The sequence below is a fragment of the Streptococcus sp. 27098_8_51 genome (genome assembly GCF_041432205.1).
GTDB lineage: Bacteria > Bacillota > Bacilli > Lactobacillales > Streptococcaceae > Streptococcus.
In genome coordinates this window covers 1-20,868 of record NZ_JAPVZE010000006.1, presented here as the reverse complement: position 1 = coordinate 20,868, position 20,868 = coordinate 1, and the positions used below count along the sequence as shown (strand labels likewise).

Sequence of the window (20,868 nt, the reverse complement as noted above, 5' to 3'; positions counted from 1 at the left end):
CCTTCTTATAAAAATTGCTGCGGTTCGTGGTCAATGCTGAGACGAAGTTCGCTATTTTCCCGTTCTTGAGTCAAGGCCAAGACCTGGTTGAGGGTTGGGCCCAGCTCATCTTCTAAACGGTATTTAATCAAAATCTGGTAATGATAAAGGTTGTGGGTACGGGCAATGGGTTTTGGCGTTGGTCCAAGGATTTTACTAGTTTCCGATAAACCTGAGCGCAAAATCCCCATAACTTCATAGGCACGTTTGACAACCTCTTCTTCTTTCTTGTGAGAGAGGGTAATCCCAATCGTAAAATAATAAGGCGGATAGCCGAGTTGGCGCCTAATACTCATTTCATAGGCGTAAAAACCTTCATAGTCCTGTTCCTTGGCAAAACGAATGGCATAGTGCTCCGGATTGTATGACTGGATCAAGACCTGCCCTGCTTTTTCCGCACGACCTGCACGGCCTGCCACCTGGGTTAAGAGTTGGAAGGTTCTCTCAGAAGAACGGAAATCAGGCAAGTTTAGGGCCGTGTCCGCATTAAGTACTCCGACTAGGGTCACATTGGGAAAATCCAAGCCCTTGGCAATCATCTGAGTTCCCAGCAAGATATCTGCTTCCCCTCGGCCAAACTGGTCAAGAAGAGCTTGGTGACTGCCTTTCTTGCGGGTCGTATCCACATCCATCCGCAGAATGCGGGCCTGAGGAAAGAGCTCTGCTAGCTCATCGTAGGCTTTCTGAGTCCCCGTCCCGTAGTAACGAATACTGCGACTCTGACAGTTGGGACAGACATGAGGAATTCCCTTCGAAAAGCCACAGTAATGGCAGTTCATGGTCTTGGTATCCATATGGAGAGTCAGAGAAATGTCACAGTTGGGGCAGCTATCTACCGTCCCACACTCCCGACACATAACAAAGCTAGAATAACCCCGACGGTTGAGCATGAGGACTACCTGCTCTTTTTTATCCAGACGGTCTTGGATAGCCTCTAGCAAAGGAGGCGTAAAGTTTGATGTCTCATTCTGCCCGATATAGTCCCGAAAGTCAATCACTTGAACTTCAGGAATAGTGGCTAAAGGATTGGCCCGTTGGGTCAGACGTAAGTGTTGATAGACACCTTTTCCAGCACGCGCACGGCTCTCTAAGCTCGGTGTCGCTGAGCCAAGGACTAGGGCTGCTTGATTGTACTGGGCCCGTAGAATGGCGACCTCTCTGGCATGATAACGGGGATTGCTGTCTTGTTTGTAGCTGGCTTCATGTTCTTCATCGATAATCATGACACCCAGATTTTTCAAAGGAGCAAAGATGGCTGATCGAGCGCCAACAACAACTTGGGCATCGCCGCGTTCTACCTTGCGCCACTCGTCGTACTTTTCACCATTGGACAGGCCTGAGTGGAGAATGGCTACTTTCTCACCAAATCGGGCAATAAAACGTTCCGTCATCTGTGGCGTCAGGGAAATCTCAGGTACCAGTAAAATAGCCGTCTTACCCTTATCCAAGGCCCCTTGGATAATCTGCAAGTAAACCTCAGTTTTCCCACTTCCTGTAATTCCTTGAAGGAGGAATGGAGGCTGTTGACTACCAATAGCACTGACAACCGCATCACGCGCCTGTCTTTGTTCAGGATTCAATTCCAAAGGTGTACTTGCTTCAATGCCTTCAAAATAAGCGGCTGAGCGTTGCACTTCCTTTTGGACTATGGTTAGAGCTCCTTGCTCCACAAAGAAGTTGACTTGATCGCGTGAGTAGGATTCTAACAAGCTAGCCAGAGGAGCACTCTTAGGATGAGACAGCAAATAGTCTCTCAGCTCTGCCTTTTTCTTAGCACGCGCAGAAATCTCAATCTGCTCTAGTCGAGTAGTATCAACCTCATACCAAGACTGGGTCTTGACCTTCTTTTGATCGACTGCCTGGTATTCTAAGCGGAGCAGCCCTTTTCTCGTCAAGCGCATCATTTCTGCCTGCTTGGCTAAATCTAGAGAAGAAAAGGCTAGCGAATCTTCTGAACCAAACAGACGCTCTCGGTCTGCCTGACTCAGACCTTCCAGAGGATAGAGAATTTTATCATAACTGGAGTTTAAAAATCCTGGCAACATGGCTTTTAGGATGGAGATTTTGTAAGAAAAGACAGACTTGCGTAACTCCTCAGCCAGCCAGAGTTGCTCTTGAGTGAGAACAGGGGAAAAATCCAGCACTTCTGCAATCTCTTTCAAGTCCTGATTTGCCACTTCTTCATCCAACTGGGACTCCAAACCTAGCACAATTCCTTGGATCAAGCGATTGCCCTTGCCAAAAGGAACATGGACCCGCATACCGACTTCCAGCATGTCTACAAATTCCTCAGGGACCTTATAACTATAGGGCTGGTCCGTCTGCATCAGGGGAACATCCACAATAATCTTTGCGATTGCCATCTTCTCACCTCCTCCTTGTCAGTAAATTCTTGCAATAGAAAAAATAAGATTGAGTCCCCCCAACCTTAAATTTTTTCACCATCTTCTTTTTCTTTAGCAATTTGCTCTTTGATTTTCTTTTCTTCTTCTTCTTTGCGGCGTTTTTCTTCTTCGATACGGAGACGAACCGCTTCACGTTTTCCTTCTGGATCTGGGTGAATGGTTACATTTCCAGACTCGATTTCTTCCAAAGCACGAAGAGTTGATTTTTCAGACTTAAACTCTTGAGTTGCTGGCGCACCAGCTTCTAGTTCGTGGGCACGCTTTGCTTCCAAGATTACGAGTGAATATTTTGATGGTACCTTGTCCAGCAAGGTATCGATAGAGGGTTTTAACATCATTTGCTTGTACCTGTTTCCTATAGTTTATCGAGTAGTTGGAGATTTTGGCAACATCTCCTGGTAGTGACCAATGACACGGTCCACACGGAAGTGTTCTGCTTCGATTACACGCTTGACACGTTCAGCAGCGAGGGGCACCTGATCGTTGACAATGGCATAATCATACTCACGCATGAGAGCAATTTCTTCCTTGGCTTTTTCGATTCGTTGGGCAATCACTTCAGCGCTATCTGTTCCACGACCTACCAAACGATCTTGCAATTCATCCAAATCTGGTGGCGTTAAAAAGATAAAGACAGCATCTGGAACTTTTTTCTTAACCTGAAGGGCTCCCTGCACTTCAATCTCAAGAAAGACATCGATTCCCTTGTCCAGAGTTTCATTGACATAGGTCAGAGGAGTTCCATAGTAGTTACCGACATATTCTGCATATTCCAACATCTGACCTTGACGGATCAGCTCTTCAAACTCTTCACGAGTACGGAAGAAATAGTCCACTCCGTCCACTTCACCAGGACGTTGTGCACGCGTCGTCATCGATACAGAGTATTGAAATTGATTCTCAGAACTCTCAAAAATCTCTCTTCTAACCGTTCCTTTCCCAACTCCTGAAGGACCAGAAAAAACGATTAGCAAGCCTCGGTCTGCCATTATGTCTCCTTTAGTTAGTCTGTGAAATAACATTTCTCTAGAATAATGGCAAAAAGCCAGATTATCCTTTACAGTCTTTCTATCTAGTGTAACAAAAAAGCAGTAATTTTTCAACTGCTCTTTCTTATTTATTTAGCATAATCTACTGCACGAAGTTCGCGAATCACGGTTACCTTGATATTTCCTGGGTAATCGAGATTGTTTTCAATTTTCTCACGAACTTTGTGAGCCAAGATTGTGACTTTGTCGTCCTTGATTTGTCCTGGATTAACCATGATACGGATTTCACGTCCTGCTTGAAGGGCAAAGCTATTTTGCACTCCTTCAAAGCCATTGGCGATTTCTTCCAAATCATGGAGACGCTTGATGTAGCTTTCAAGAGATTCACTACGAGCACCTGGACGCGCTGCACTCAAGGCATCTGCTGCAGCAACGATCACTGCAATGACGCTTTCGGCTTCCACATCGCCGTGGTGGCTAGCAATCGTATTCACCACAACTGGGTGTTCCTTGTACTTGCGTGCCAACTCTGTACCAATCTCAACGTGGCTACCTTCAACCTCGCGGTCAATAGCTTTCCCGATGTCATGAAGGAATCCAGCACGACGGGCAAGAGCTGCATTTTCACCAAGTTCACTGGCAATGATACCAGATAACTTAGCAACCTCAATCGAATGACGCAAGACATTTTGTCCATAAGAAGTACGGAACTGCAAGCGTCCCATGATCTTCATCAAGTCTGGATGGAGGTTTGGCGCACCAATCTCGTAAGCAGCAGCCTCACCATATTCACGGATTTTATTGTCAATCTCTTGACGGTTTTTCTCCACCAACTCCTCGATACGAGCTGGGTGGATGCGGCCATCCTTGAGCAACATTTCCATGGTCATACGAGCAATTTCACGACGAATCGGATCAAATCCTGACAAGGTCACCACTTCCGGTGTATCGTCGATGATGACATCTACCCCTGTCAAACTTTCAAAGGTACGAATATTGCGTCCTTCACGACCGATAATGCGTCCCTTCATGGTATCGTCTGGTAGATGAACTGTAGAGTTTGTTGACTCCGCTACATACTCACCAGCGATACGCTGCATAGCCTGAACCAAGATATCTTTCGCAATCTTGTCTGAACGTTCCTTGACTTCTTGCTCAGCCTCACGAATGCGGCTAGCAATTTCCTTGGTCAAGTTTTCCTCCGTCTGAGCCAAGATAATATCTCGAGCCTCAGTTTGGGAAAGGGAACCGATACGTTCAAGTTCAGCTTCTTTTTGTCTTTCGACTTCCTCTAATTGCTCTTCACGTGCATCAAGGTTTTTTGCTCTATCAGAAATACTTTGTTCTTTTTGTTCAAGTGTTTTTTCTTTGTTCGTCAAATTGTCGTCCTTACGGTCAAGGCTCGTAGCTCTCTCTGTCAAACGACTTTCAATTTGCTTGAGCTCCTGACGTTCTGACTTAAATTCAGCGTCCACTTCTTCACGGTATTTTCTGGCTTCCTCTTTGGCCTCCAATAGTGCTTCTTTTTTAAGAGACTTGCTTTCGCTCTTGGCTTCATTTAGTAATAAATCCGCTTCGCGCTCAGCTTGTCCTCGTAAATTAGTTGCTTCTTGTTCAGCATTTAGAAGCATCAACTCTGCAGCCTCTTGAGATGATTTCATCTTAGCTGAGATGCTGACATATCCAATGACTAAACCAATGATGACGGCAAAAACAGCAATCGCAAGTGTCATGATTTCCATGTTTTTACCTCATTAAATTTGTTTATCGAATGACATACATTCCTTAATATTCTATCATAAAAAAACAATTTTCACAAACCCAAATTGAAGAGTTTTGTGTGAATTTTGGAAGAAAGTTCTGAAATCGTCAAACAAACTTTCTAACTCTTAAAAATGACATTTTCATTAAAACATACAATAAAAAAGCCTACCTTTCAGTAGACTTAGTAATGATCTTTGAAGGACAAGAAAGCCACGCTATCTCCATCTATCATATAAATCAAGCGATTTTCTGCATCAATACGACGTGACCAAACTCCATGATAGTCATACTTGAGTGGTTCTGGTTTACCAATTCCTGCAAAAGGATCTCGTTGAATATCCTTGACTAGCATATTGATTCTTTTTAATGTTTTCTTGTCCTGAGTTTGCCAGTAGCAATAATCCGCCCAGGCATCTTCTGTAAATTTGAGCAGCATTCCTCACTCCTCAATCACATGCACCTGAGTGCTTCCAGCACGAACTTGAGCCATTCCTCGCAAGACCTTGTCAGAAAGTTCCTTATTTTGAGCGATTCTCAGGGTTTCCTGAATACTATCCCACTCGCTCTTTGAAAGGACTACAATATCCTCATCTGGATTTTTATTGACCACCGTCAAAGGCTCAAATTCATCATTTACCTTCTTCATGTAGTCCTTTAAATGATTTCGGAATGTTGAATAAAGAACTGCTTCCATAACCATACCTCGTTTTACCTCTTTTCCACTATTATACACGAAAAGAAAGAAATTGTCAGGAACTTGTACAAGATTTTTCTTTTCTATCTACTTATTCGAAAATCTTCTAAAAAAGCCTACCTTTCAGTAGACTTAGTTTGTTTCTATCCTAATCGGGACTCTGCCGAAATTCTGTTCTGCTATACTTGGGTGTCCTAGTTGGTAAATCTGGTCTGCCTTTTGAGTCATAGCATCCCAAGGTTCTTTGCCAATTCGGCTGACTAGATGGACCTGCTCTTTCAGAGACTTGAGGTGTTGTCTGCCTTTTTCGGTAAATCCAAGGACATGGATAGCTTCTGGCAAGTCGCTTTCTCTGGCCTGCACCAAAATATAAGTCAAGAGGCGTCTGACACGCGCCTTGGTATAACGCTTGGTGGCAACTGCCTCGACCAATTCCTCTACAGAATGGGCTGTTTTGATAGCTTCCTTGATGCGCATAGCCATTTCTTGATTGACCTGATAGATCGTTGTTAGGTCTGGATTTGACAAAATTTGATAGCGGAGCAAGGGAAAATAGTCGTCCCAACTCACCTTACTGGCCTGCTCAAAGAGGGCAACGGAAGGCATAAAGCGTTCTAAAAAATCTTGGTCTGATTGATGCTGACGGAGGGCTGTTGCCGAGGCAAAGTCCACATCCTTATCCACAGAATGATAACCAGCCCCCTGACGCTGAATCGGATGGAGTTTGATTCTACGTCCCGCAACCGCTTTGGCATAAGCTAGAGCTAGAACATGATTGGGGGTATGGCCTGAAAAATCAAGACCTGCAAATTCCTTCCACATGGCTTGGGTTTTCTGAGGATAGGAGAGGGAATCAGGCAGATTTTCCACAAATTTCTCCATGTCAGCACCTTTCTCTGTGTATAAGTCAGATATTTTTTGGTAATCCAGAACTTCCTCCGTCCCAAAAGCGAGGCTATCAATGCCCAAGCGAGCCAAGATATCCACAGCTCCTTGACCGAAGAAATCAGCTGCCTGAACACTGACTAAAAAGGGCAATTCCACGACCAAGTCTGCGCCATTTTCCAGCGCCATCTGGGTCCGTGTCCACTTGTCCACGATAGCCGGCTCTCCTCGTTGCATGAAATTTCCAGACATGGCAACGATTTTCAGTCCCTCCGCCTGCTCCAGCAGGTATTTATGCCCATTATGAAAAGGATTAAACTCCGCGATAATACCTGTGATGGTCATAATGTTCTCCTACTTCTGCGCGACAAAAAACCAACGGGTGCTGGTTTCTGTCGGCTCCTTGTCCTCAAAGTCCGCATAGAGTTTGAAAGACTTGAAACCAGCCTGTTCCAGCAAAATATCATAGGTCAAAACCTCATAAGTCCGCTCCTCATGCACTTCATCGTGGCGACTAAAGGAACCGTCAGCCTCCTTGACAAAGAAAGTCAACTCATGCACGATGGAGTGAGGAGCTTCGTCCTCATAGGTGTCCCAAAGCATGGCAAAATCTTCCGCATTTTCATGGTAGGAATAGCCTGGAAAAACCTCATCCGTCTGGTAGGTCGAATGCACGTCAAAGATGAATACTCCGTCTTCGTTGAGGACATTATACACTTCCTTAAAAACGTCTCCTACCTCGACCTCATCCTGCATGTAGCAGATAGAGTCAGAGTAACACGTGACAAAATCATATTGACCTGCCTTGGACAAATCCAGCATATTGCCTTCAATAAAATCAATCTTTTGCTTGGCTAAAGTAGCTCTCTTCTCCGCAATCTTCAACATATCCGCGCTCAAGTCAAGTCCTGTCACATCAAAGCCAGCCTGAGAAAAGCGGACAGACTGGATACCTGTCCCACAAGCCAATTCCAAGAGTTTCTTTCTCTCCTTAGTTTTTGGCAAATGACGCAGAGAAAAATCAGTCCATTTGTCGTATAAACTATCGTCCATGACTGCATCGTAAACAGCCGCAAAGGTTTCATAAGTTGACATATTCATGATACCAAGTCCGCCCGTAATCGGAATGAAAATTAGGAGCTTGACGATGGAGCCGAGCTCCAAGGAAGGCTATCTATTTTCCAACGATTACAGGACGGGTTCAAATCCTTTCTAAGATACAAAGAGCGTTAAAAGCAAGGAGAAAATAGGAAACTTTCTGCTGTATCGTCAGATACAAAGGAAGTTACTCTTTTTTCGCAACTATTAGCTCGTGTTCAGTTTCGAGATGAACAAAACACGACGCCCTTACCTTTCTATCAATTTTTTCTAAAATAAGCAAAGAAAACCCAGTTGCCTGCAACTGAGTTCATTTACTAGGCCAAGGCTTCTGAAATATCTACAGAAGCCGCCTCATGCCATAGTTTTTCTAGGTTATAATGGGCACGCATTTCTTCTGAGAAGATATGCACAACGACACCGCCGAGGTCCAACAAAACCCAGCCTCCAGCTGCATCACCTTCAACATGACTGCCTTTAAAGCCTGCTTGAGCTACTTTTTCACGGATATTATCTGCGATAGCGTCCAACTGACGACTATTCATTGAGCTCGTGATGACAAAGTAGTCCGTCACGCTGGTCAAATCTTGTACATCAAGTGCGAGGATATCCTCCGCACGTTTCTCATCAGCCGCTTTCACGACTAGTTCTAGTAATTCTTTTTCGTTCATTTAGTCCTCTTTCAAATAGTGCACAAAGGCGTTATAGGTTTCAAGGGTTTGGGGATAGATGGGAAATCCCTGATGAGCTAGATGCTCCACGGTACGAGCTGTTTCGTAGGCCACTGCCTTATTGAGCGATAGCTCAGCAATTTCACGCGCCTGATCCACTCCTGGAAAGGCACGATTGTGCTCAATGTAGTCTGCGACGTAGATAACCTTATCAAGATCAGTCATCTGGTCTGCCCCGACTGTATGAATTTCAATGGCTCGCAGGATTTCTGAATCATGCAAATCCAAATCTTCCTGAATCTTGTAAATTCCAACCATACCATGCCAGACATTATTGCCCCAGTTTTTGAGATCAGTGTCTAGCTGGTGACGGTCAATCAAGTCTAGAAATTCCTGATCTGACAACTTTTTAGCATAGTCATGAAGAAGGCCTGCTAGACCCGCTTTCTCAGCATCGACTCCAAATCGCTTGGCTAGTTCTATGGCTGCACGCTCTACACCCAAACAATGGGTTAAACGTTTTTCAGGCAGAAGCTCTGCCATTCTTTCCAACAAAGCCTCTCGGGAACAGTTGATATAGTCTTGGTATGCCATCAGTAGAGCCCCTCCTTCTCGATGTAGTCTAGCACTGGCTGAGGTAGGAGAAAGTTAGGTTTCCGACCTTGGGCAATGAAGTCACGCACCATGCTGGACGAGATGTCCATGAGAGGCACATCCACCCAGATAACTGGATAGGAAGTCCCTGCCTTGTAGCGCGGGCGCTGAACTCCAACAAACTGAACCATTTCGACCAGCTCATCAATTCGGTACCATTTAGGCAGATAGTCCACCATATCAGCCCCGATAATGAAGTAATAATCCGTATCTGGATGTTGCTCGGTCAAAATCTTCATGGTGTCGTAGGTGTAGGAAATACCCTTACGTTCTAACTCAATGGTTTCAATGTCCAGACCTTCAATCCCCTCTATCGCCAACTCAAGCATCTTGAGACGGTGGTGTTCAGGGATGGTTTCCTTTTTATCCACATGAGGTGGTTGGTATTCGGGCATAAGCAGGACCTGGTCCAGTCCTAACTGTTGTCGTACTTGGTCCGCCACAACAAGATGGGCATTGTGAACAGGGTTAAAATTTCCCCCTAAAATCCCGACTTGTTTGCGTTTTTTCTCCTTGATTTCTGGCTCCAACTCTACCTTGGTAAAGGGAGTCAATAATTCGATTGCCATAGGCTCGTCTTCCTTTAATTCTCTGTAAAAACAGTTGTTTGGAGTAGGTTTTAGATTTCTTTGACTTTTTTAGAAATCTTGCGATTTTCTTTCTTGCTGGATTGTTTATACAAAATCAAGATGCGTCCGATTTTTTGGACTGTATCCACACCGATTTCTTCTTCCAAGATTTCAGCTACTTCGTGGATGTTTTCATCTGTGTTTTGCAAGAGCGTAACTTTAATCAATTCACGGGCGTCAAGAGCTTGACGTACGCTGGTTTTGATTTGGTCGTTGAGACCATTTTTCCCGATTTGGATGATGGGTTTGAGGGTGTGTGCCTGGCTGTTGAGGAAGGCACGTTGTTTTGATGTTAATGACATAATTTCTTTAAAAGAGTTTCTTTTAATACTTTTCTGAAGTGGTGACGGACGTCAGCAAAGTCCTTCGGACTTTCATGACTAAAATTTGAGTCTAAGGTCTCAAATTTTCCGCAGTTGGTACAATCACTTGTACCAACTGACACCACAGCGAAAAGTATTCTCCATGGGGCTCGCAATGCTCGCCTTAATAAAGACAACCCTTTCCTTTCTGTGTTTAAATAATTGCTTTTCGTGTGACGACTGCGACGCCTTCTGGTGCCCAGACGGCGACTTTGGCGGTGCCTGTTACTCGGATCCAGCCGAGTCCTGAGATGACTAGGTCAGTCTTGTCCTTGATGGTAAAGACATGCTCAACCAGTTTTGGAAAATCTTCCTTTTCCTTGCTATTTGGTGGAGTCAAAAGGGTTCCTAGGTGCTTGTCATAGAAAGCACTAGCACCTTCTAGCTTGGTACGATGGAGTTTGAGTTCATTGTCAAAGAAGGCAGTAAAACCTTGCTTTTCTCCTGCAATAAAGTCAAATCGTCCTAAACCGCCTAAAAACAGGGTTTGCTCCGAATTGAGCTGATAGGTTTTAGGCTTGATTTCCTTTTTAGGGCTGACATACTTAAGATTTTTAGCCGTCAAGTAGTGAGCCATCTGGTGGCGGTGGATAATCCCCGGCGTATCGTAGATATAAGATCCGTCATCAAGTGGGATCTCAATCTTGTCCAAGGTTGTCCCTGGGAATCGCGAAGTCGTAATGACATTCTGATCACCCGTGATTTCCTGGATGATGGCATTGATGAGGGTTGATTTCCCAACGTTTGTCACGCCAACGACATAGACATCGCGGCCCTTACGGTAGTGTTCAATCTTGTCAATGACTTCCTTGATGGCATGTTTATTTTGCGCCGAAGTTAGAACGACATCTACTGGACGAAGTCCTTCTTCGTGGGCACGTTCCAGGAGCCACTGGCTAATCTTGCCCGGTTTAACAGACTTGGGCAGGATATCTTTTTTATTTCCAACCAAGAGGACATCATTGCCCGATACAAAGCGTGGCAAGCCTGGGATGACAGAGCCATTAAAGTCAAAGATATCAATGACATTGACCACCAAGGCATCACTGTCTCCAACCTCGTGCAAGAGTTTGAGGAAATCATCGTCCGTCAACTGGACATCTGTGATTTCATTGTAATGACGGAGACGGAAACAGCGTTGGCAATAGACTTCGCCTGTCTCCAATCCTTTTTCGAGTGCCGACTGGGGAGTAAATCCAAGACCAGCCTTGTCTGTCGTCTGAATGGTTGCTCCACAACCAATACAGAGAATTTCTTCCATAGTTAGATTCCTTTTTTATATGTAATCGGTCCGTACTTTTCAGTAATTTGCTTCATGACACGGCGCTCGCGAGCCCGGTTAATCTGCGTCTTGACAGAGTCATGTTGAACCAAGGGTTTGACTAAGATCGAGCGAATACCCGCACGATGCGCTGCCCGAATATCGGTCATGAGCTGGTCGCCGACCATGACCACTTCATTTTTCTCATAGTGGAATTCCTTCATGGCACGGTCAATCCCAAATGTGAAGGGTTTCAATGCCCAATAAACGTAATCAATCCCAAATTTCTCAACTGCGCGTTGAACTCGTTTTTTGGTATTATTTGAGACCACGATGATGCGAATACCTGCATCCCGAAGGTCATGTAGCCACTGTTTCATCTCTGGTGTCCCATCAGGGTTGTTCCAAGCAATGAGGGTATTGTCCAAATCGACCAAAACAGCCTTGATCCCCTGCGCCTGCAGGCTTGGGACTGTCAGATCATAGACTGCTTCCACAGCAAAATCTGGCATATAGTTTTCAATCGCCATTCTGGCTCCTTTTCTTAACTTTTTTTCGCAATTTTTCTCAAAATCAATGACAAGACCAGCCATAAAACTGCACTAGCCAAGCTGATGTAGACCCAAGCATAGGGCTCGTCTGTGAAGGGGAGGGGAACATTCATCCCGAAGAAGCCCGTCACTACTGCCAAGACTGCTAGTAAAACTGAAATAATGGTCAAGGTTGTCAAGTTATCATTCAGGTTGTTGTTTAGGATATTGTTGTAAGAGGCTGAGAGTTGTTGCAGAACTTGAGAAATCAAATCGGTCATCGAAACCAGCTGGTGAGCCTCAATCATGGCATCATCAAACTGTTCTCTCTCAACTTCGTTAAATCTGCGATAAAGGGCATGTCCTTGGATATGTTCTAGCAACATGCGATTTTGCTTGGCAGCCGCTGTCAGATAGACCATACCAGTCTCCAAGTCGGAAAGGGCAAAGAGGTTTTTCTTGGTCGTTCGCTGACGCAAGAGGCCATTGACCTCATCCTTACTTTTATCCATCTGTTCGATGACAGGATAGTAGGCATTGCTGATGATTTCCAGACTAGCAAAGAGAAATTTGTAGATAGAAAGCATATCATGACTCTCTAAATAACGTGTCATCTGTTCAATCACATAGGCATTTTTCTTATTACTAATCGTAATCAAGCGATGATGCTCCACGATAAAGGTCATGGGAAAGGCTTCATAGTATTCCTTGTCCTTTTTCAAATCCAATACATTGTAGATAAAGGTGACGGTTCCACTTTCGCGGTGGTAGTCCATGTGGGCGCGCTCATTTCTATCCAGTGCGTATTCGATGGTTTCCTTGTCCAATCCATAGATTTCAGAGAGATCTTCTAGTTTTTTCAATTTTCCCAAATCTAGGTTAATCCAAGTGCATCCATTGCCCAACTGCTTTTCTACAAACATATTTTCTCCTTTACCAAACTCTTTCTATTGTACCACAAATCTGCCAAAATAGCAGACCTACTCTGTGCGGGAAAAGTTACTGACAACAGTGATATTTCGGTTTGGAACAAAGTGAAGGGCTTGGTCCTCACTTCGAAGTTGGGTCGTGCGGATTCCGACACTGACAACCTTGCCAGAGACGGTAATCGGTCCATTTGTGAGAACCACCTCGTCGCCCACATCGAGCTGGCGTTCAAAGAGGATGAAAAAGCCATTGATGACATCGGATAGAAAACCTTGCGCCCCCATCCCAATGGCAACCCCAGCAATTCCTGCCCCAGCAAGGAGGCTGGAAACTGGCAAACCTAAAATGGACAAGATACAGTAGATTAAAAAGAAATAAAGGGTATAGTTAAAGATATTCTCAAGCAAACGAGAAATGGTCTTCTGTCTGCCAGCATCTCGATTTGAGAATTTAAGCGAGGGCTTGACAATCTTTCGGACAGTCGCATGGAGGATCTTTTTGGCTATATAAAATAGAAGGATGAGAATCAAAAGAGAGATTAACTTGGTCAAAAGATTCTCTAACATGGTTGTTAAATCAAGTTTATCAAAATAACGTTGAAAAAATTCTTGCATACAAAACTCCTTTTTCCTATTATACCATAACTTATCTGAAGACTATTCCCTATAAATATTCAAATTTCATTTGATTATTTAGTCAAATCTTGATTTTATGGCATATTTATACTATAATCAACAAAAGCGTGGGATTTGCTCCTTTCCGCTCTCTATTATCAACTTTTTAGGAAATTCTCATGTCTATCACCCAACGTACGACCAAACTGGTCTTAGCGACCTGTCTCGCTTGTTTTTTCGCTTACTTTTTAGATTTATCGTCAGCAGTTTCAGCCGGAATTATCGCTCTCTTAAGCCTCTCCGACACACGCAGAAGCACGCTGAAATTAGCACGTAACCGCCTCTTTTCCATGCTCCTAGCGCTCGCTATCGGTGTTCTAGCCTTTCAGCTGACGGGCTTTCACATCTGGAGTCTGGGCCTCTACCTGGCTCTCTATGTCCCTCTTGCTTACAAAATGGGCTGGGAAATCGGCATCACCCCTAGCAGTGTCTTGGTCGGTCATCTCTTGGTACAGGAGTCTACTTCCCCTGATCTCTTGCTTAATGAAGTACTCCTCTTTCTCATCGGGACAAGCTTTGCTCTATTGGTCAACCTTTATATGCCCTCTCGTGAGAAAGCCATCCAAAGCTACCACCTTCAGGTCGAAGAAAAGTTAAAAGACATCTTGCTTCGCTTTAAATACTATCTGTCGAGGGGAGACGGACGCAATCAAGCTCAACTCGTTGACCAATTAGACAAGCTCCTCGATGAGGCTCTCAAACTGGTCTACCTGGATCACTCGGACCATCTCTTTCACCAGACGGACTACCACATCCATTACTTTGAGATGAGGCAGCGACAAAGTCGTATTCTACGAAACATGGCCCAGCAGATCAATACCTGTCATCTGGCCGCAAGTGAGAGTTTGATCTTGGCCCAGCTCTTTTCAAAGATTGCTGCCCAGCTAAGTCAGACCAATCCTGCTCATGACTTACTTGATGACATCGAACGCTATCTGCAAGTCTTCCGCAATCGGAGTCTCCCGAAAACACGTGAGGAGTTTGAAACCCGTGCCACCCTCCTGCAACTACTACGCGAAGCCGAAACCTTTATCCAGGTTAAGGTCGATTTTTATCAAAAATATGGAAACTAGAACGCAAAGAACCTCAGATGACTTCCTCTGAGGTTCTTGTGTTTTGCATTTGGAAGGGAAGTTCTTCCTCTCGTACTATTCTCAATAAAGAAATAGCAACTCCTAGTCGTCCATTACACCACCTGTCAGCTGGTACATGAGGTAAATGTGCTCCAAGACTTTTACCTTATCCATGTGGTCTACATCTTTAAAGCCTCCTAATGCCAAAAGTGGAACGAAACCGAAACACTCATCGTAGGCTAATTGAGCATGTTTGGCAACAGCTTGCCTATATAAATTAAGTTCAAAGTTATCAGTCACATATGAATTATCTAAAAATCGAATGAATAAATCCAGACCCTTACAAATAATATCCATATCCTGAATATTATATTGGACAATTCCCACGTAGGCATTCTTTTCCCAAGTAATAATATCTCCAAATGCCGTCACAAACATTGGAAAAGCAATGTCACCTCTGAAATAGCTATTTTGGAGAAGCTCTAGATAATCATCTGGATTGATAACTTTTAGATAACCATCAAGAAAAGTTCCTAGACCATCTTCCTGCCAAATTTGAAGCAACTCAGCTGGAACTTGATTCTGGTATTTTTCAATCACTTCTTGGGGCATATCTGCCACTTTAACAAAGTTTTCTAACATGTTTTCCTCCTTTTTCAGTTTATAGACAAAACTATTAGATGCTATTCCCCTCATTCATAGAAAATCTAAAATAGGTTGCTTTCCCTCCCAAATAAGTCGGGTAGCTTTACGAAGCAGAAAAAACTTCCTCATCTTGCTCATTCAGAATCGCTTGAATATCTCCACCATTAACTACTACTAGGTAGTCCACTGGTAGAATCAAAGATTTTATTAGTTTTGGATTCTTTTTCAATATTTCAAAAGCATACATAGCAACAAAATCATCTGTATCTTGATTTTGATAGCCAATAAACCAGCCCGAATCACCTTTTCGATCAGTGTCTTGTCTCTGCAAATAGTAATGTTCGCACTCAAAGACACCTTTGGCCAACACTATTTTCTCATCAAATCTGATTTCAGAAGCTTCAATATTAAGCTCTTTAGCTAGTGTGCTTTGTTCAGACTGAATCCAAAGAGCCAAGGTCAAATCATCAGTAAACTCTTTAAAAGGGGTTGTTTCATAGTTGACTGACACTATCCTAAATTGGTCCATGTTCAATTGAACAAGTTTATATATGTTGAAACCGATTTGTATTAGCAGGCCATCTTGTATTCGTTCCTTCGAGGGCAGTACATTCACAACTTTGAGCCATTCCTCAAAAAGACCTTCAGAGAATGTCCCGTAAAAGATCAAACCATTCTTCTCTACTTTTGTATCAAGCACTTCCGTCATTTTTCAACCTCCTGAAAATTTCATTTTGTAGCTTCGTTCTAGCTTCACGCTCCAAAGCTATCATTTTTTCTCTTATCTCAGCCGGAATATCTCCTAATTTGGAATGCCCCTGCCAATCACTCCAAGTTTTAGACCCTTTGGAACTATTGGTAGGTTTACCTAATCCCATAAAATTATCCTCAAGATTCAAAACCTCTACCTTATCAACATCAGATAGAGGAGCAAATCCATCCATTTCGGTAATTTCTTTCATAGAGACAATATGGTCTGCTTCGAGGGTTTCAACTGGATAACCATAAATTGGATCAAATTTTTCTCCATCAATATTATTGACATGATCGCGTATCTCTTGACTTGGTGTTTTCTTGCGAAGAGAATTATATTCTTCTTTTGAAATTCCTTTAGAAGTACTCGCTACATCATCACTATGCTTAGCCAACTGCTCGCTGGCTTCTTGGCGGAATTCTTTACTTGCTTTCTTGCCGACTTGTTCTGCCGCTTCTTTCATGCCTCGAGCGACATCATCAGATGCATTGTGGACACGGGCACCACTTTTTGTAAAGTTGTCACTAAAGTTTGCTGGCTCTACAAACCTAGTATACCATAAAACCTATAGACCAACGTTTGATAAACCAGAAAAGACCACCATTAAGGTGGTCTTTTCTCCAATTTCGTGCCTTATTTCCAATTACGAAGGTCGCATGTCAACTGGGAGCGAGGTTGGACTCACAACTGATATTGATGAGGTTAAAAATAGGAAAAACTCCCCTCCGACCCCCTAGACGAAGATAAAAAATTTATTACACTACAGAAGGTCTCATAAAATCATAAACATCTATCTGATGTTCTTCAAACAATTCCTCTAACTTCTGTGCTCCCACTTCGGCTCCATGCTTTTCTATAAATTGAAGCTCAGCTTCTGTAATCGGGATAGCTTGTAACCACGTAACATACTCTTCATCAAAATCAAAAGATTCTAAATCCCACAAGAAAGGCTGAGTGAAGAATATATGATTTACTTTCGCATTGGGATAGTAATTTCTAATAATATTTGGATAGACTGCACCTGGAGAGATGCTGTACTCTCCCCTCACAATATTAAAACCACAGTCTGCTATAATATTTGGAAAATATTCCAGCTCCGCATCAGCTGCTCCAATGATTTCAACTCTTAAAGGCTTACCATTTATTCGACGATAAATGGTATATTCTGATAAACCGATTGTTGCTGCAGTTGTTAAATAATCATCCGGACAATTCTCTCCAATGAATAAATCTAATTTGTTATCGTGATTTCTAAATGTATAGGCTTGAGGAACTCCCCCTACAGCCCTTGCAATTTCCTGTGCAATTTTAATTTTATCGTATTTCATTTGATTCTCCTCTTAAAGTTTGCTGGCTCTACAATCCCAGTATACCATAAACCTTATGGACCAGCGTTTGATAAACCACAAAAGACCACCTAAATGGTGGTCTTTTATCAAACAAACTATTTCCCATTATGCTCCTGCTGGAAGGCTTCCATTGCCTTGAACTGTTCTAGCTCTTTTTCGTTGTCAGGTTGCTGGCCCAAGTATTTATATTGAAAAAAAGAAGTTCTAGCACTTGGTCCAAAACCACTTTCGAGCCATGGTGCATAGTCGAAGTCCAAAGAGGCTTTATTGTTTTCATCCACCTTAATTGTAAAGGCAGACCACTCTGCGAGACCGTTCTCGATGAATATCTTCTTCATCTCACCACCTAAATCAAATAATTCAAAAAATTCCTTATCAAAGTCGTCTTCAGAAATGTTAAATAAAGATGGAATATCCATGTAATAATGATATTCTCCTTTATATTTAAAGAAAATACACACCACCACTAAGCGTCTTATCTATTTCAAAATTGATATAAAGATCATCCCACTCTACTGGAATCATATCGTTGGTTTGATGCACGATTTCGATAATTTTTTCATTCATTAGTTCTTCCATTCTATCCTCCGATTTGCTTGGATCTTTTTTTCGTGTTTAGTATTCCTCATCTGTGAATGGAACTGCATCCTTACTGATAGGTCACTATCATAAAAATAAGGAGCAAGACAAACAGGGCTAGACTGAGCAAGAGGGTTACAATTTTTACCAAGCGGTTGTTCTGCCAGTAGCCTGGTTTTCCGATATTGCTAGTCGCATCCATGGAAAAGAGTTGGCTTTGGCGAGGTTGGATGAGAACCAGGACAATCAAGGCGACGGCTAGGATTATTCCTATAATCATCAAAACTTCCATCATTTCACCTCAAGATTCCTAATAATGTAAAGATCAGGGTAAGAAGGATGAGCAAGCCGAGTAAAATGGAGAAGGTTTTACTGATCTTTTCTCCTCGGGTAGGCTTTTCTTTCTTAAGCGCTCCTTGCTTTAACTCTTCCATGCGTCCTTCGACATCCTTGTAAAATAAATCTTTTTTAGTCATGTCCTTCCCCTATTATCCTTTCCATCCTCTCTTGGTAAGTAGCCAAGTCCACATAGTTGGCATGACGACCTTGATGTCCAAGGGCTTGGCCCATCTTGTCAAGACTGCTGAGAGCTTCTTGAATCTTCGCAATCATGTCTCCAACAGCCTGCACATCAAAGAGGTGTTCTGGAGCTGTGTAAGGTCTGTTATGAGCTGTTTGGTCAAAGGCTAGGATGAGCATATTGTGCTCGAAGGCTTGACGGACAGCATCCAAAAGCTCGTTTCCGTAATTGATATCTAGATAGAGGTCAGACAGCTGGTAGAGTTCTCGAATCTTTTGCGGACTGGCGTTTTGATAGAGAACGACATTGGGATAGGAAAGCAAGGTCAGCAATTTGGATGACATTTCAGTCACTGCCGCGATTCGGAAGGTCACCATTGGCAAGGACTCAATCAGGGTTTCGATATGTTCGATCTGATCTGAGTTGGTAAGGATCAAGGCATCTGGTCGAACGAAGTTTTCTCTTTTGAACTGATAATGATAACCTAGATGGACAAACTTGTCATGATAGGCTGGATTGGTCAAGGCCAAGGCCTGTTCATAGGTAGCCTTATCTGGTATGAGGATCTGCTTGGCTCTCAGCCCCTCTTGCTCCAAGAGCAGCTGCATATTCCCAGGAAGGCAATCATCTAGCGGTTCTTGCCAAACCAAGATATCCTGTCCGCTCTTGTCTGGATAATGATATGAGACCAAGAAAGAGGTAGCTAGAGTATTAAAGAGAAGGTGGCGAGTGTCGATTCCCAAGTCTTGCAAAAAGAAGATCGTGAACTCCACTCGATTTTTAAAATGGCGCAGGGCTTGTCCGGGCAAGGTTAGGAGGATATCGCCTGTCACATGATTTTCTAGGACAATTTCCTGTCCCTTTGCATCCTGATACTTGGTCAGGATAGCCTGCCCATCTGCACTATAGGTGGTCTTGGCAAAGCAGGCTCCGTATCGGTTATAGTGGTCTGCTTGGTAGATGCGACCGGATAGGTCCTTCCAGTCGACTTGCTTGATCAGACGGGCCTGAGGAGCATCCACATAGTGAATCACGCCCCTCTCCCGAGAATCCTCTAGGATATGCGCCGACTGGTTATTGCCCGCAATCTCCCAAAACTCAGGTACGCCTACTTGGTTGAAATAAAGAGCTTTTCCCGACTCGTAACCTAGATAGTAGGTAAAGGGAGAAAGAATCCCATCTGGGAGAAAGCCGTCTGGCTCGATCACAACTGTGACATGGGACAGACCAGCAGCTTCTAGACTTTCATGTAAATCTCGGCTTTCCTGGCCATATCGATCAAATAGTTGAATCATGCAGGACCTCCTCTATCGTTTTCTTCCACTTGTCCCTTACTTTGTCTGTTAAAAATTCTCTCGCTAGGTCATAAGATGCTGTTCGCATAGCTGGCAAATGATTTTCCTGATAGAGCTGGCAGATCTTTTCCGCGAAGGCCCTTTTAATTTCCATTTCAACATGGTCGTCTGAACTTGGAATCAAGTAGCCATTTTGACCGTCCTGGATAAAGGTTTGGTTGCCATAAGGCACATCAAAACCAATCAGGGGCAAGCCTGAACTAACTGCCTCTATCAAGGTCAGACCAAAGCCTTCACTGGTTGAGGCTGTCAGATAGACTTCGTACTGGGGATAAATCTGAGCCAGGTCTGCATGCCCCTTGAGCTGGATATAGTTCTCCGCTTGGTGAGCCGTGATGATTTCCCTTAAAAGGGATTCCTCACCCCCACTGCCATAAATGTCAAAGGTGAGCTCTGGAAGGACTTGATGCGCCTGGATAACCGCCTTGACGAGCCAGTCGATGTGTTTTTCCTTGGCCAAACGCGAAGCGGTAATGAGAGAAAAGGGCTTTCGTTCCCTAGCAGGCTCTGTCAACTGATCAATGCTCCCAACTGGAATCGTGACGATTCGTGGACGATGCTGACTGTACTGGGCAAATTGACCTTCGAGAACTTCCTTCTGCCGATCCGTGGATACGATAAAGCAATCGACCTTGTCCGCATTTGTAAACTGATACTCATAGTAGTTGTTCCAAAGGAGATAGTCTTCGTTGCTAGCATTTTCACTATAGTGCTCTGCGTGAACGACAACTGCTAGATGGGCCTTTTGTGCTTCTTCAAAAACAGCCTGACCAATCCCTGTTTCCCTGTCCAAGATGACCAAATCAGACTTGCTCAAGTTCAAACTTTGCATAAAATAGCGCATAAGGGCTGGCTTTCCGTACAGAATCCGGTCCTTAAATCGATAGACCTCTTCCTGTCCTTCAGTCAGCAAGATATCGTAAGCAGTGCTGCCATCTTCATTGAAAAAGCTTCGTTGATAGAGTCTAGCCACTTGGTCTTTGGGCGCGAAATATTCTGTACAGTAGCGTG

25 protein-coding genes and 1 pseudogene are annotated in these 20,868 nt (G+C 43.7%); 1 reads left to right on the top strand and 25 read right to left on the bottom strand.

Going from position 1 to position 20,868, the window contains the following annotated elements:
• Positions 1-5: 5 nt before the first annotated feature.
• The 16 genes from O3622_RS05620 to O3622_RS05545 all read right to left on the bottom strand — a co-directional run bounded on the left by O3622_RS05620 (position 6) and on the right by O3622_RS05545 (position 13,522).
• Entirely contained in the window at positions 6-2,402 is a 2,397-nt protein-coding gene (locus O3622_RS05620; protein ID WP_371607169.1) for a primosomal protein N', read from the bottom strand.
• Between the two features lie 65 nt (positions 2,403-2,467).
• Positions 2,468-2,782 (bottom strand): DNA-directed RNA polymerase subunit omega, encoded by a 315-nt coding sequence (gene rpoZ, locus O3622_RS05615; protein WP_002874282.1) that lies wholly within the window; start codon positions 2,780-2,782, stop codon positions 2,468-2,470.
• A 24-nt stretch (positions 2,783-2,806) separates the two neighbouring features.
• The gene (gene gmk, locus O3622_RS05610) at positions 2,807-3,433 is read right to left on the bottom strand and encodes a guanylate kinase (RefSeq protein ID WP_000775041.1); all 627 of its coding nucleotides are present in this window, start codon (positions 3,431-3,433) and stop codon (positions 2,807-2,809) included.
• A gap of 128 nt (positions 3,434-3,561) precedes the next feature.
• A complete protein-coding gene (locus O3622_RS05605) occupies positions 3,562-5,175 on the bottom strand; it encodes a ribonuclease Y (RefSeq protein ID WP_033606008.1) in 1,614 nt (537 codons plus the stop codon).
• A gap of 203 nt (positions 5,176-5,378) precedes the next feature.
• Positions 5,379-5,633 (bottom strand): Txe/YoeB family addiction module toxin, encoded by a 255-nt coding sequence (locus O3622_RS05600; RefSeq protein ID WP_371607168.1) that lies wholly within the window; start codon positions 5,631-5,633, stop codon positions 5,379-5,381.
• Positions 5,634-5,636: 3 nt separating this feature from the next.
• On the bottom strand, positions 5,637-5,891 hold the full coding sequence (locus O3622_RS05595) for a type II toxin-antitoxin system Phd/YefM family antitoxin (protein ID WP_000388572.1): 255 nt from the start codon (positions 5,889-5,891) through the stop codon (positions 5,637-5,639).
• A 132-nt stretch (positions 5,892-6,023) separates the two neighbouring features.
• Positions 6,024-7,121, bottom strand: a complete 1,098-nt coding sequence (locus O3622_RS05590) for a nucleotidyltransferase (RefSeq protein ID WP_371607167.1) — start codon at positions 7,119-7,121, stop codon at positions 6,024-6,026.
• Between the two features lie 9 nt (positions 7,122-7,130).
• Positions 7,131-7,871, bottom strand: coding sequence for a class I SAM-dependent methyltransferase (locus O3622_RS05585; RefSeq protein WP_371607166.1), 741 nt, complete (start codon positions 7,869-7,871; stop codon positions 7,131-7,133).
• Between the two features lie 320 nt (positions 7,872-8,191).
• Positions 8,192-8,545 carry a ribosome silencing factor gene (rsfS, locus tag O3622_RS05580; RefSeq protein ID WP_042902802.1) on the bottom strand — a complete coding sequence of 118 codons (354 nt, stop codon included), beginning with the start codon at positions 8,543-8,545 and terminating at the stop codon, positions 8,192-8,194.
• Positions 8,546-9,139, bottom strand: coding sequence for a bis(5'-nucleosyl)-tetraphosphatase (symmetrical) YqeK (gene yqeK / locus O3622_RS05575; protein WP_042902803.1), 594 nt, complete (start codon positions 9,137-9,139; stop codon positions 8,546-8,548). It abuts the gene before it with no gap.
• Entirely contained in the window at positions 9,139-9,768 is a 630-nt protein-coding gene (locus tag O3622_RS05570) for a nicotinate-nucleotide adenylyltransferase (RefSeq protein ID WP_042902804.1), read from the bottom strand. Before O3622_RS05570 ends, yqeK begins: the two co-directional genes overlap by 1 nt.
• A 50-nt stretch (positions 9,769-9,818) precedes the next feature.
• The gene (yhbY, locus tag O3622_RS05565) at positions 9,819-10,130 is read right to left on the bottom strand and encodes a ribosome assembly RNA-binding protein YhbY (RefSeq protein WP_000060171.1); all 312 of its coding nucleotides are present in this window, start codon (positions 10,128-10,130) and stop codon (positions 9,819-9,821) included.
• A 214-nt stretch (positions 10,131-10,344) separates the two neighbouring features.
• Positions 10,345-11,451 (bottom strand): ribosome biogenesis GTPase YqeH, encoded by a 1,107-nt coding sequence (gene yqeH / locus O3622_RS05560; RefSeq protein ID WP_000391179.1) that lies wholly within the window; start codon positions 11,449-11,451, stop codon positions 10,345-10,347.
• Between the two features lie 2 nt (positions 11,452-11,453).
• Positions 11,454-11,981 (bottom strand): YqeG family HAD IIIA-type phosphatase, encoded by a 528-nt coding sequence (locus O3622_RS05555; RefSeq protein ID WP_000963746.1) that lies wholly within the window; start codon positions 11,979-11,981, stop codon positions 11,454-11,456.
• 14 nt (positions 11,982-11,995) lie between these two features.
• Positions 11,996-12,904, bottom strand: coding sequence for a magnesium transporter CorA family protein (locus tag O3622_RS05550; RefSeq protein WP_049477879.1), 909 nt, complete (start codon positions 12,902-12,904; stop codon positions 11,996-11,998).
• A gap of 57 nt (positions 12,905-12,961) precedes the next feature.
• Positions 12,962-13,522: a mechanosensitive ion channel family protein gene (locus O3622_RS05545; protein ID WP_001154833.1), complete on the bottom strand. Its 561-nt coding sequence runs from the start codon at positions 13,520-13,522 to the stop codon at positions 12,962-12,964.
• A 179-nt stretch (positions 13,523-13,701) separates the two neighbouring features.
• Here O3622_RS05545 and O3622_RS05540 point away from each other — a divergent pair, with 179 nt between their 5' ends.
• A complete protein-coding gene (locus O3622_RS05540; protein WP_371607164.1) occupies positions 13,702-14,655 on the top strand; it encodes an aromatic acid exporter family protein in 954 nt (317 codons plus the stop codon).
• 102 nt (positions 14,656-14,757) lie between these two features.
• On the opposite strand, the gene O3622_RS05535 is transcribed toward O3622_RS05540, so the two are convergent.
• The 9 genes and pseudogenes from O3622_RS05535 to O3622_RS05495 form a co-directional block, all read right to left on the bottom strand.
• Positions 14,758-15,297, bottom strand: coding sequence for a T6SS immunity protein Tdi1 domain-containing protein (locus O3622_RS05535; RefSeq protein WP_042902810.1), 540 nt, complete (start codon positions 15,295-15,297; stop codon positions 14,758-14,760).
• A gap of 106 nt (positions 15,298-15,403) precedes the next feature.
• Positions 15,404-16,009, bottom strand: coding sequence for a hypothetical protein (locus O3622_RS05530; protein ID WP_000141226.1), 606 nt, complete (start codon positions 16,007-16,009; stop codon positions 15,404-15,406).
• On the bottom strand, positions 15,993-16,517 hold the full coding sequence (locus tag O3622_RS05525; RefSeq protein WP_000656481.1) for a hypothetical protein: 525 nt from the start codon (positions 16,515-16,517) through the stop codon (positions 15,993-15,995). Before O3622_RS05525 ends, O3622_RS05530 begins: the two co-directional genes overlap by 17 nt.
• Positions 16,518-16,809: 292 nt before the next feature.
• A complete protein-coding gene (locus O3622_RS05520; RefSeq protein ID WP_000872725.1) occupies positions 16,810-17,382 on the bottom strand; it encodes a suppressor of fused domain protein in 573 nt (190 codons plus the stop codon).
• 116 nt (positions 17,383-17,498) lie between these two features.
• Positions 17,499-17,982 (bottom strand): annotated as a pseudogene (locus O3622_RS05515) (TIGR01741 family protein).
• A 70-nt stretch (positions 17,983-18,052) separates the two neighbouring features.
• On the bottom strand, positions 18,053-18,274 hold the full coding sequence (locus O3622_RS05510) for an accessory secretory protein Asp5 (protein ID WP_080980702.1): 222 nt from the start codon (positions 18,272-18,274) through the stop codon (positions 18,053-18,055).
• A gap of 4 nt (positions 18,275-18,278) precedes the next feature.
• A complete protein-coding gene (gene asp4 / locus O3622_RS05505; RefSeq protein ID WP_000161925.1) occupies positions 18,279-18,458 on the bottom strand; it encodes an accessory secretory system protein Asp4 in 180 nt (59 codons plus the stop codon).
• The gene (gene gtfB, locus O3622_RS05500) at positions 18,451-19,797 is read right to left on the bottom strand and encodes an accessory Sec system glycosylation chaperone GtfB (RefSeq protein ID WP_095726228.1); all 1,347 of its coding nucleotides are present in this window, start codon (positions 19,795-19,797) and stop codon (positions 18,451-18,453) included. The genes asp4 and gtfB overlap by 8 nt, the downstream gene beginning before the upstream one ends.
• Positions 19,781-20,868: glycosyltransferase (locus O3622_RS05495; RefSeq protein ID WP_371607163.1), on the bottom strand; the 1,088-nt coding region annotated here is incomplete at its 5' end. The genes O3622_RS05495 and gtfB, both read right to left, overlap by 17 nt.

Excerpts from the sequence above, each read along its gene's own strand:
- O3622_RS05525 (WP_000656481.1), bottom strand. The coding sequence starts at position 16,517 with ATGAAAGAAGCGGCAGAACAAGTCGGCAAGAAAGCAAGTAAAGAATTC.
- O3622_RS05540 (WP_371607164.1), top strand. The coding sequence starts at position 13,702 with ATGTCTATCACCCAACGTACGACCAAACTGGTCTTAGCGACCTGTCTC.
- gmk (WP_000775041.1), bottom strand. The coding sequence starts at position 3,433 with ATGGCAGACCGAGGCTTGCTAATCGTTTTTTCTGGTCCTTCAGGAGTT.
- O3622_RS05530 (WP_000141226.1), bottom strand. The coding sequence starts at position 16,009 with ATGACGGAAGTGCTTGATACAAAAGTAGAGAAGAATGGTTTGATCTTT.
- O3622_RS05535 (WP_042902810.1), bottom strand. The coding sequence starts at position 15,297 with ATGTTAGAAAACTTTGTTAAAGTGGCAGATATGCCCCAAGAAGTGATT.
- O3622_RS05620 (WP_371607169.1), bottom strand. The coding sequence starts at position 2,402 with ATGGCAATCGCAAAGATTATTGTGGATGTTCCCCTGATGCAGACGGAC.
- O3622_RS05545 (WP_001154833.1), bottom strand. The coding sequence starts at position 13,522 with ATGCAAGAATTTTTTCAACGTTATTTTGATAAACTTGATTTAACAACC.
- O3622_RS05585 (WP_371607166.1), bottom strand. The coding sequence starts at position 7,871 with ATGTCAACTTATGAAACCTTTGCGGCTGTTTACGATGCAGTCATGGAC.
- asp4 (WP_000161925.1), bottom strand. The coding sequence starts at position 18,458 with ATGACTAAAAAAGATTTATTTTACAAGGATGTCGAAGGACGCATGGAA.
- O3622_RS05550 (WP_049477879.1), bottom strand. The coding sequence starts at position 12,904 with ATGTTTGTAGAAAAGCAGTTGGGCAATGGATGCACTTGGATTAACCTA.
- rpoZ (WP_002874282.1), bottom strand. The coding sequence starts at position 2,782 with ATGATGTTAAAACCCTCTATCGATACCTTGCTGGACAAGGTACCATCA.
- yqeK (WP_042902803.1), bottom strand. The coding sequence starts at position 9,139 with ATGGCATACCAAGACTATATCAACTGTTCCCGAGAGGCTTTGTTGGAA.
- O3622_RS05590 (WP_371607167.1), bottom strand. The coding sequence starts at position 7,121 with ATGACCATCACAGGTATTATCGCGGAGTTTAATCCTTTTCATAATGGG.
- O3622_RS05555 (WP_000963746.1), bottom strand. The coding sequence starts at position 11,981 with ATGGCGATTGAAAACTATATGCCAGATTTTGCTGTGGAAGCAGTCTAT.
- yqeH (WP_000391179.1), bottom strand. The coding sequence starts at position 11,451 with ATGGAAGAAATTCTCTGTATTGGTTGTGGAGCAACCATTCAGACGACA.
- gtfB (WP_095726228.1), bottom strand. The coding sequence starts at position 19,797 with ATGATTCAACTATTTGATCGATATGGCCAGGAAAGCCGAGATTTACAT.
- yhbY (WP_000060171.1), bottom strand. The coding sequence starts at position 10,130 with ATGTCATTAACATCAAAACAACGTGCCTTCCTCAACAGCCAGGCACAC.
- O3622_RS05595 (WP_000388572.1), bottom strand. The coding sequence starts at position 5,891 with ATGGAAGCAGTTCTTTATTCAACATTCCGAAATCATTTAAAGGACTAC.
- O3622_RS05605 (WP_033606008.1), bottom strand. The coding sequence starts at position 5,175 with ATGGAAATCATGACACTTGCGATTGCTGTTTTTGCCGTCATCATTGGT.
- O3622_RS05600 (WP_371607168.1), bottom strand. The coding sequence starts at position 5,633 with ATGCTGCTCAAATTTACAGAAGATGCCTGGGCGGATTATTGCTACTGG.
- rsfS (WP_042902802.1), bottom strand. The coding sequence starts at position 8,545 with ATGAACGAAAAAGAATTACTAGAACTAGTCGTGAAAGCGGCTGATGAG.
- O3622_RS05520 (WP_000872725.1), bottom strand. The coding sequence starts at position 17,382 with ATGAAATACGATAAAATTAAAATTGCACAGGAAATTGCAAGGGCTGTA.
- O3622_RS05510 (WP_080980702.1), bottom strand. The coding sequence starts at position 18,274 with ATGGAAGTTTTGATGATTATAGGAATAATCCTAGCCGTCGCCTTGATT.
- O3622_RS05570 (WP_042902804.1), bottom strand. The coding sequence starts at position 9,768 with ATGGCAATCGAATTATTGACTCCCTTTACCAAGGTAGAGTTGGAGCCA.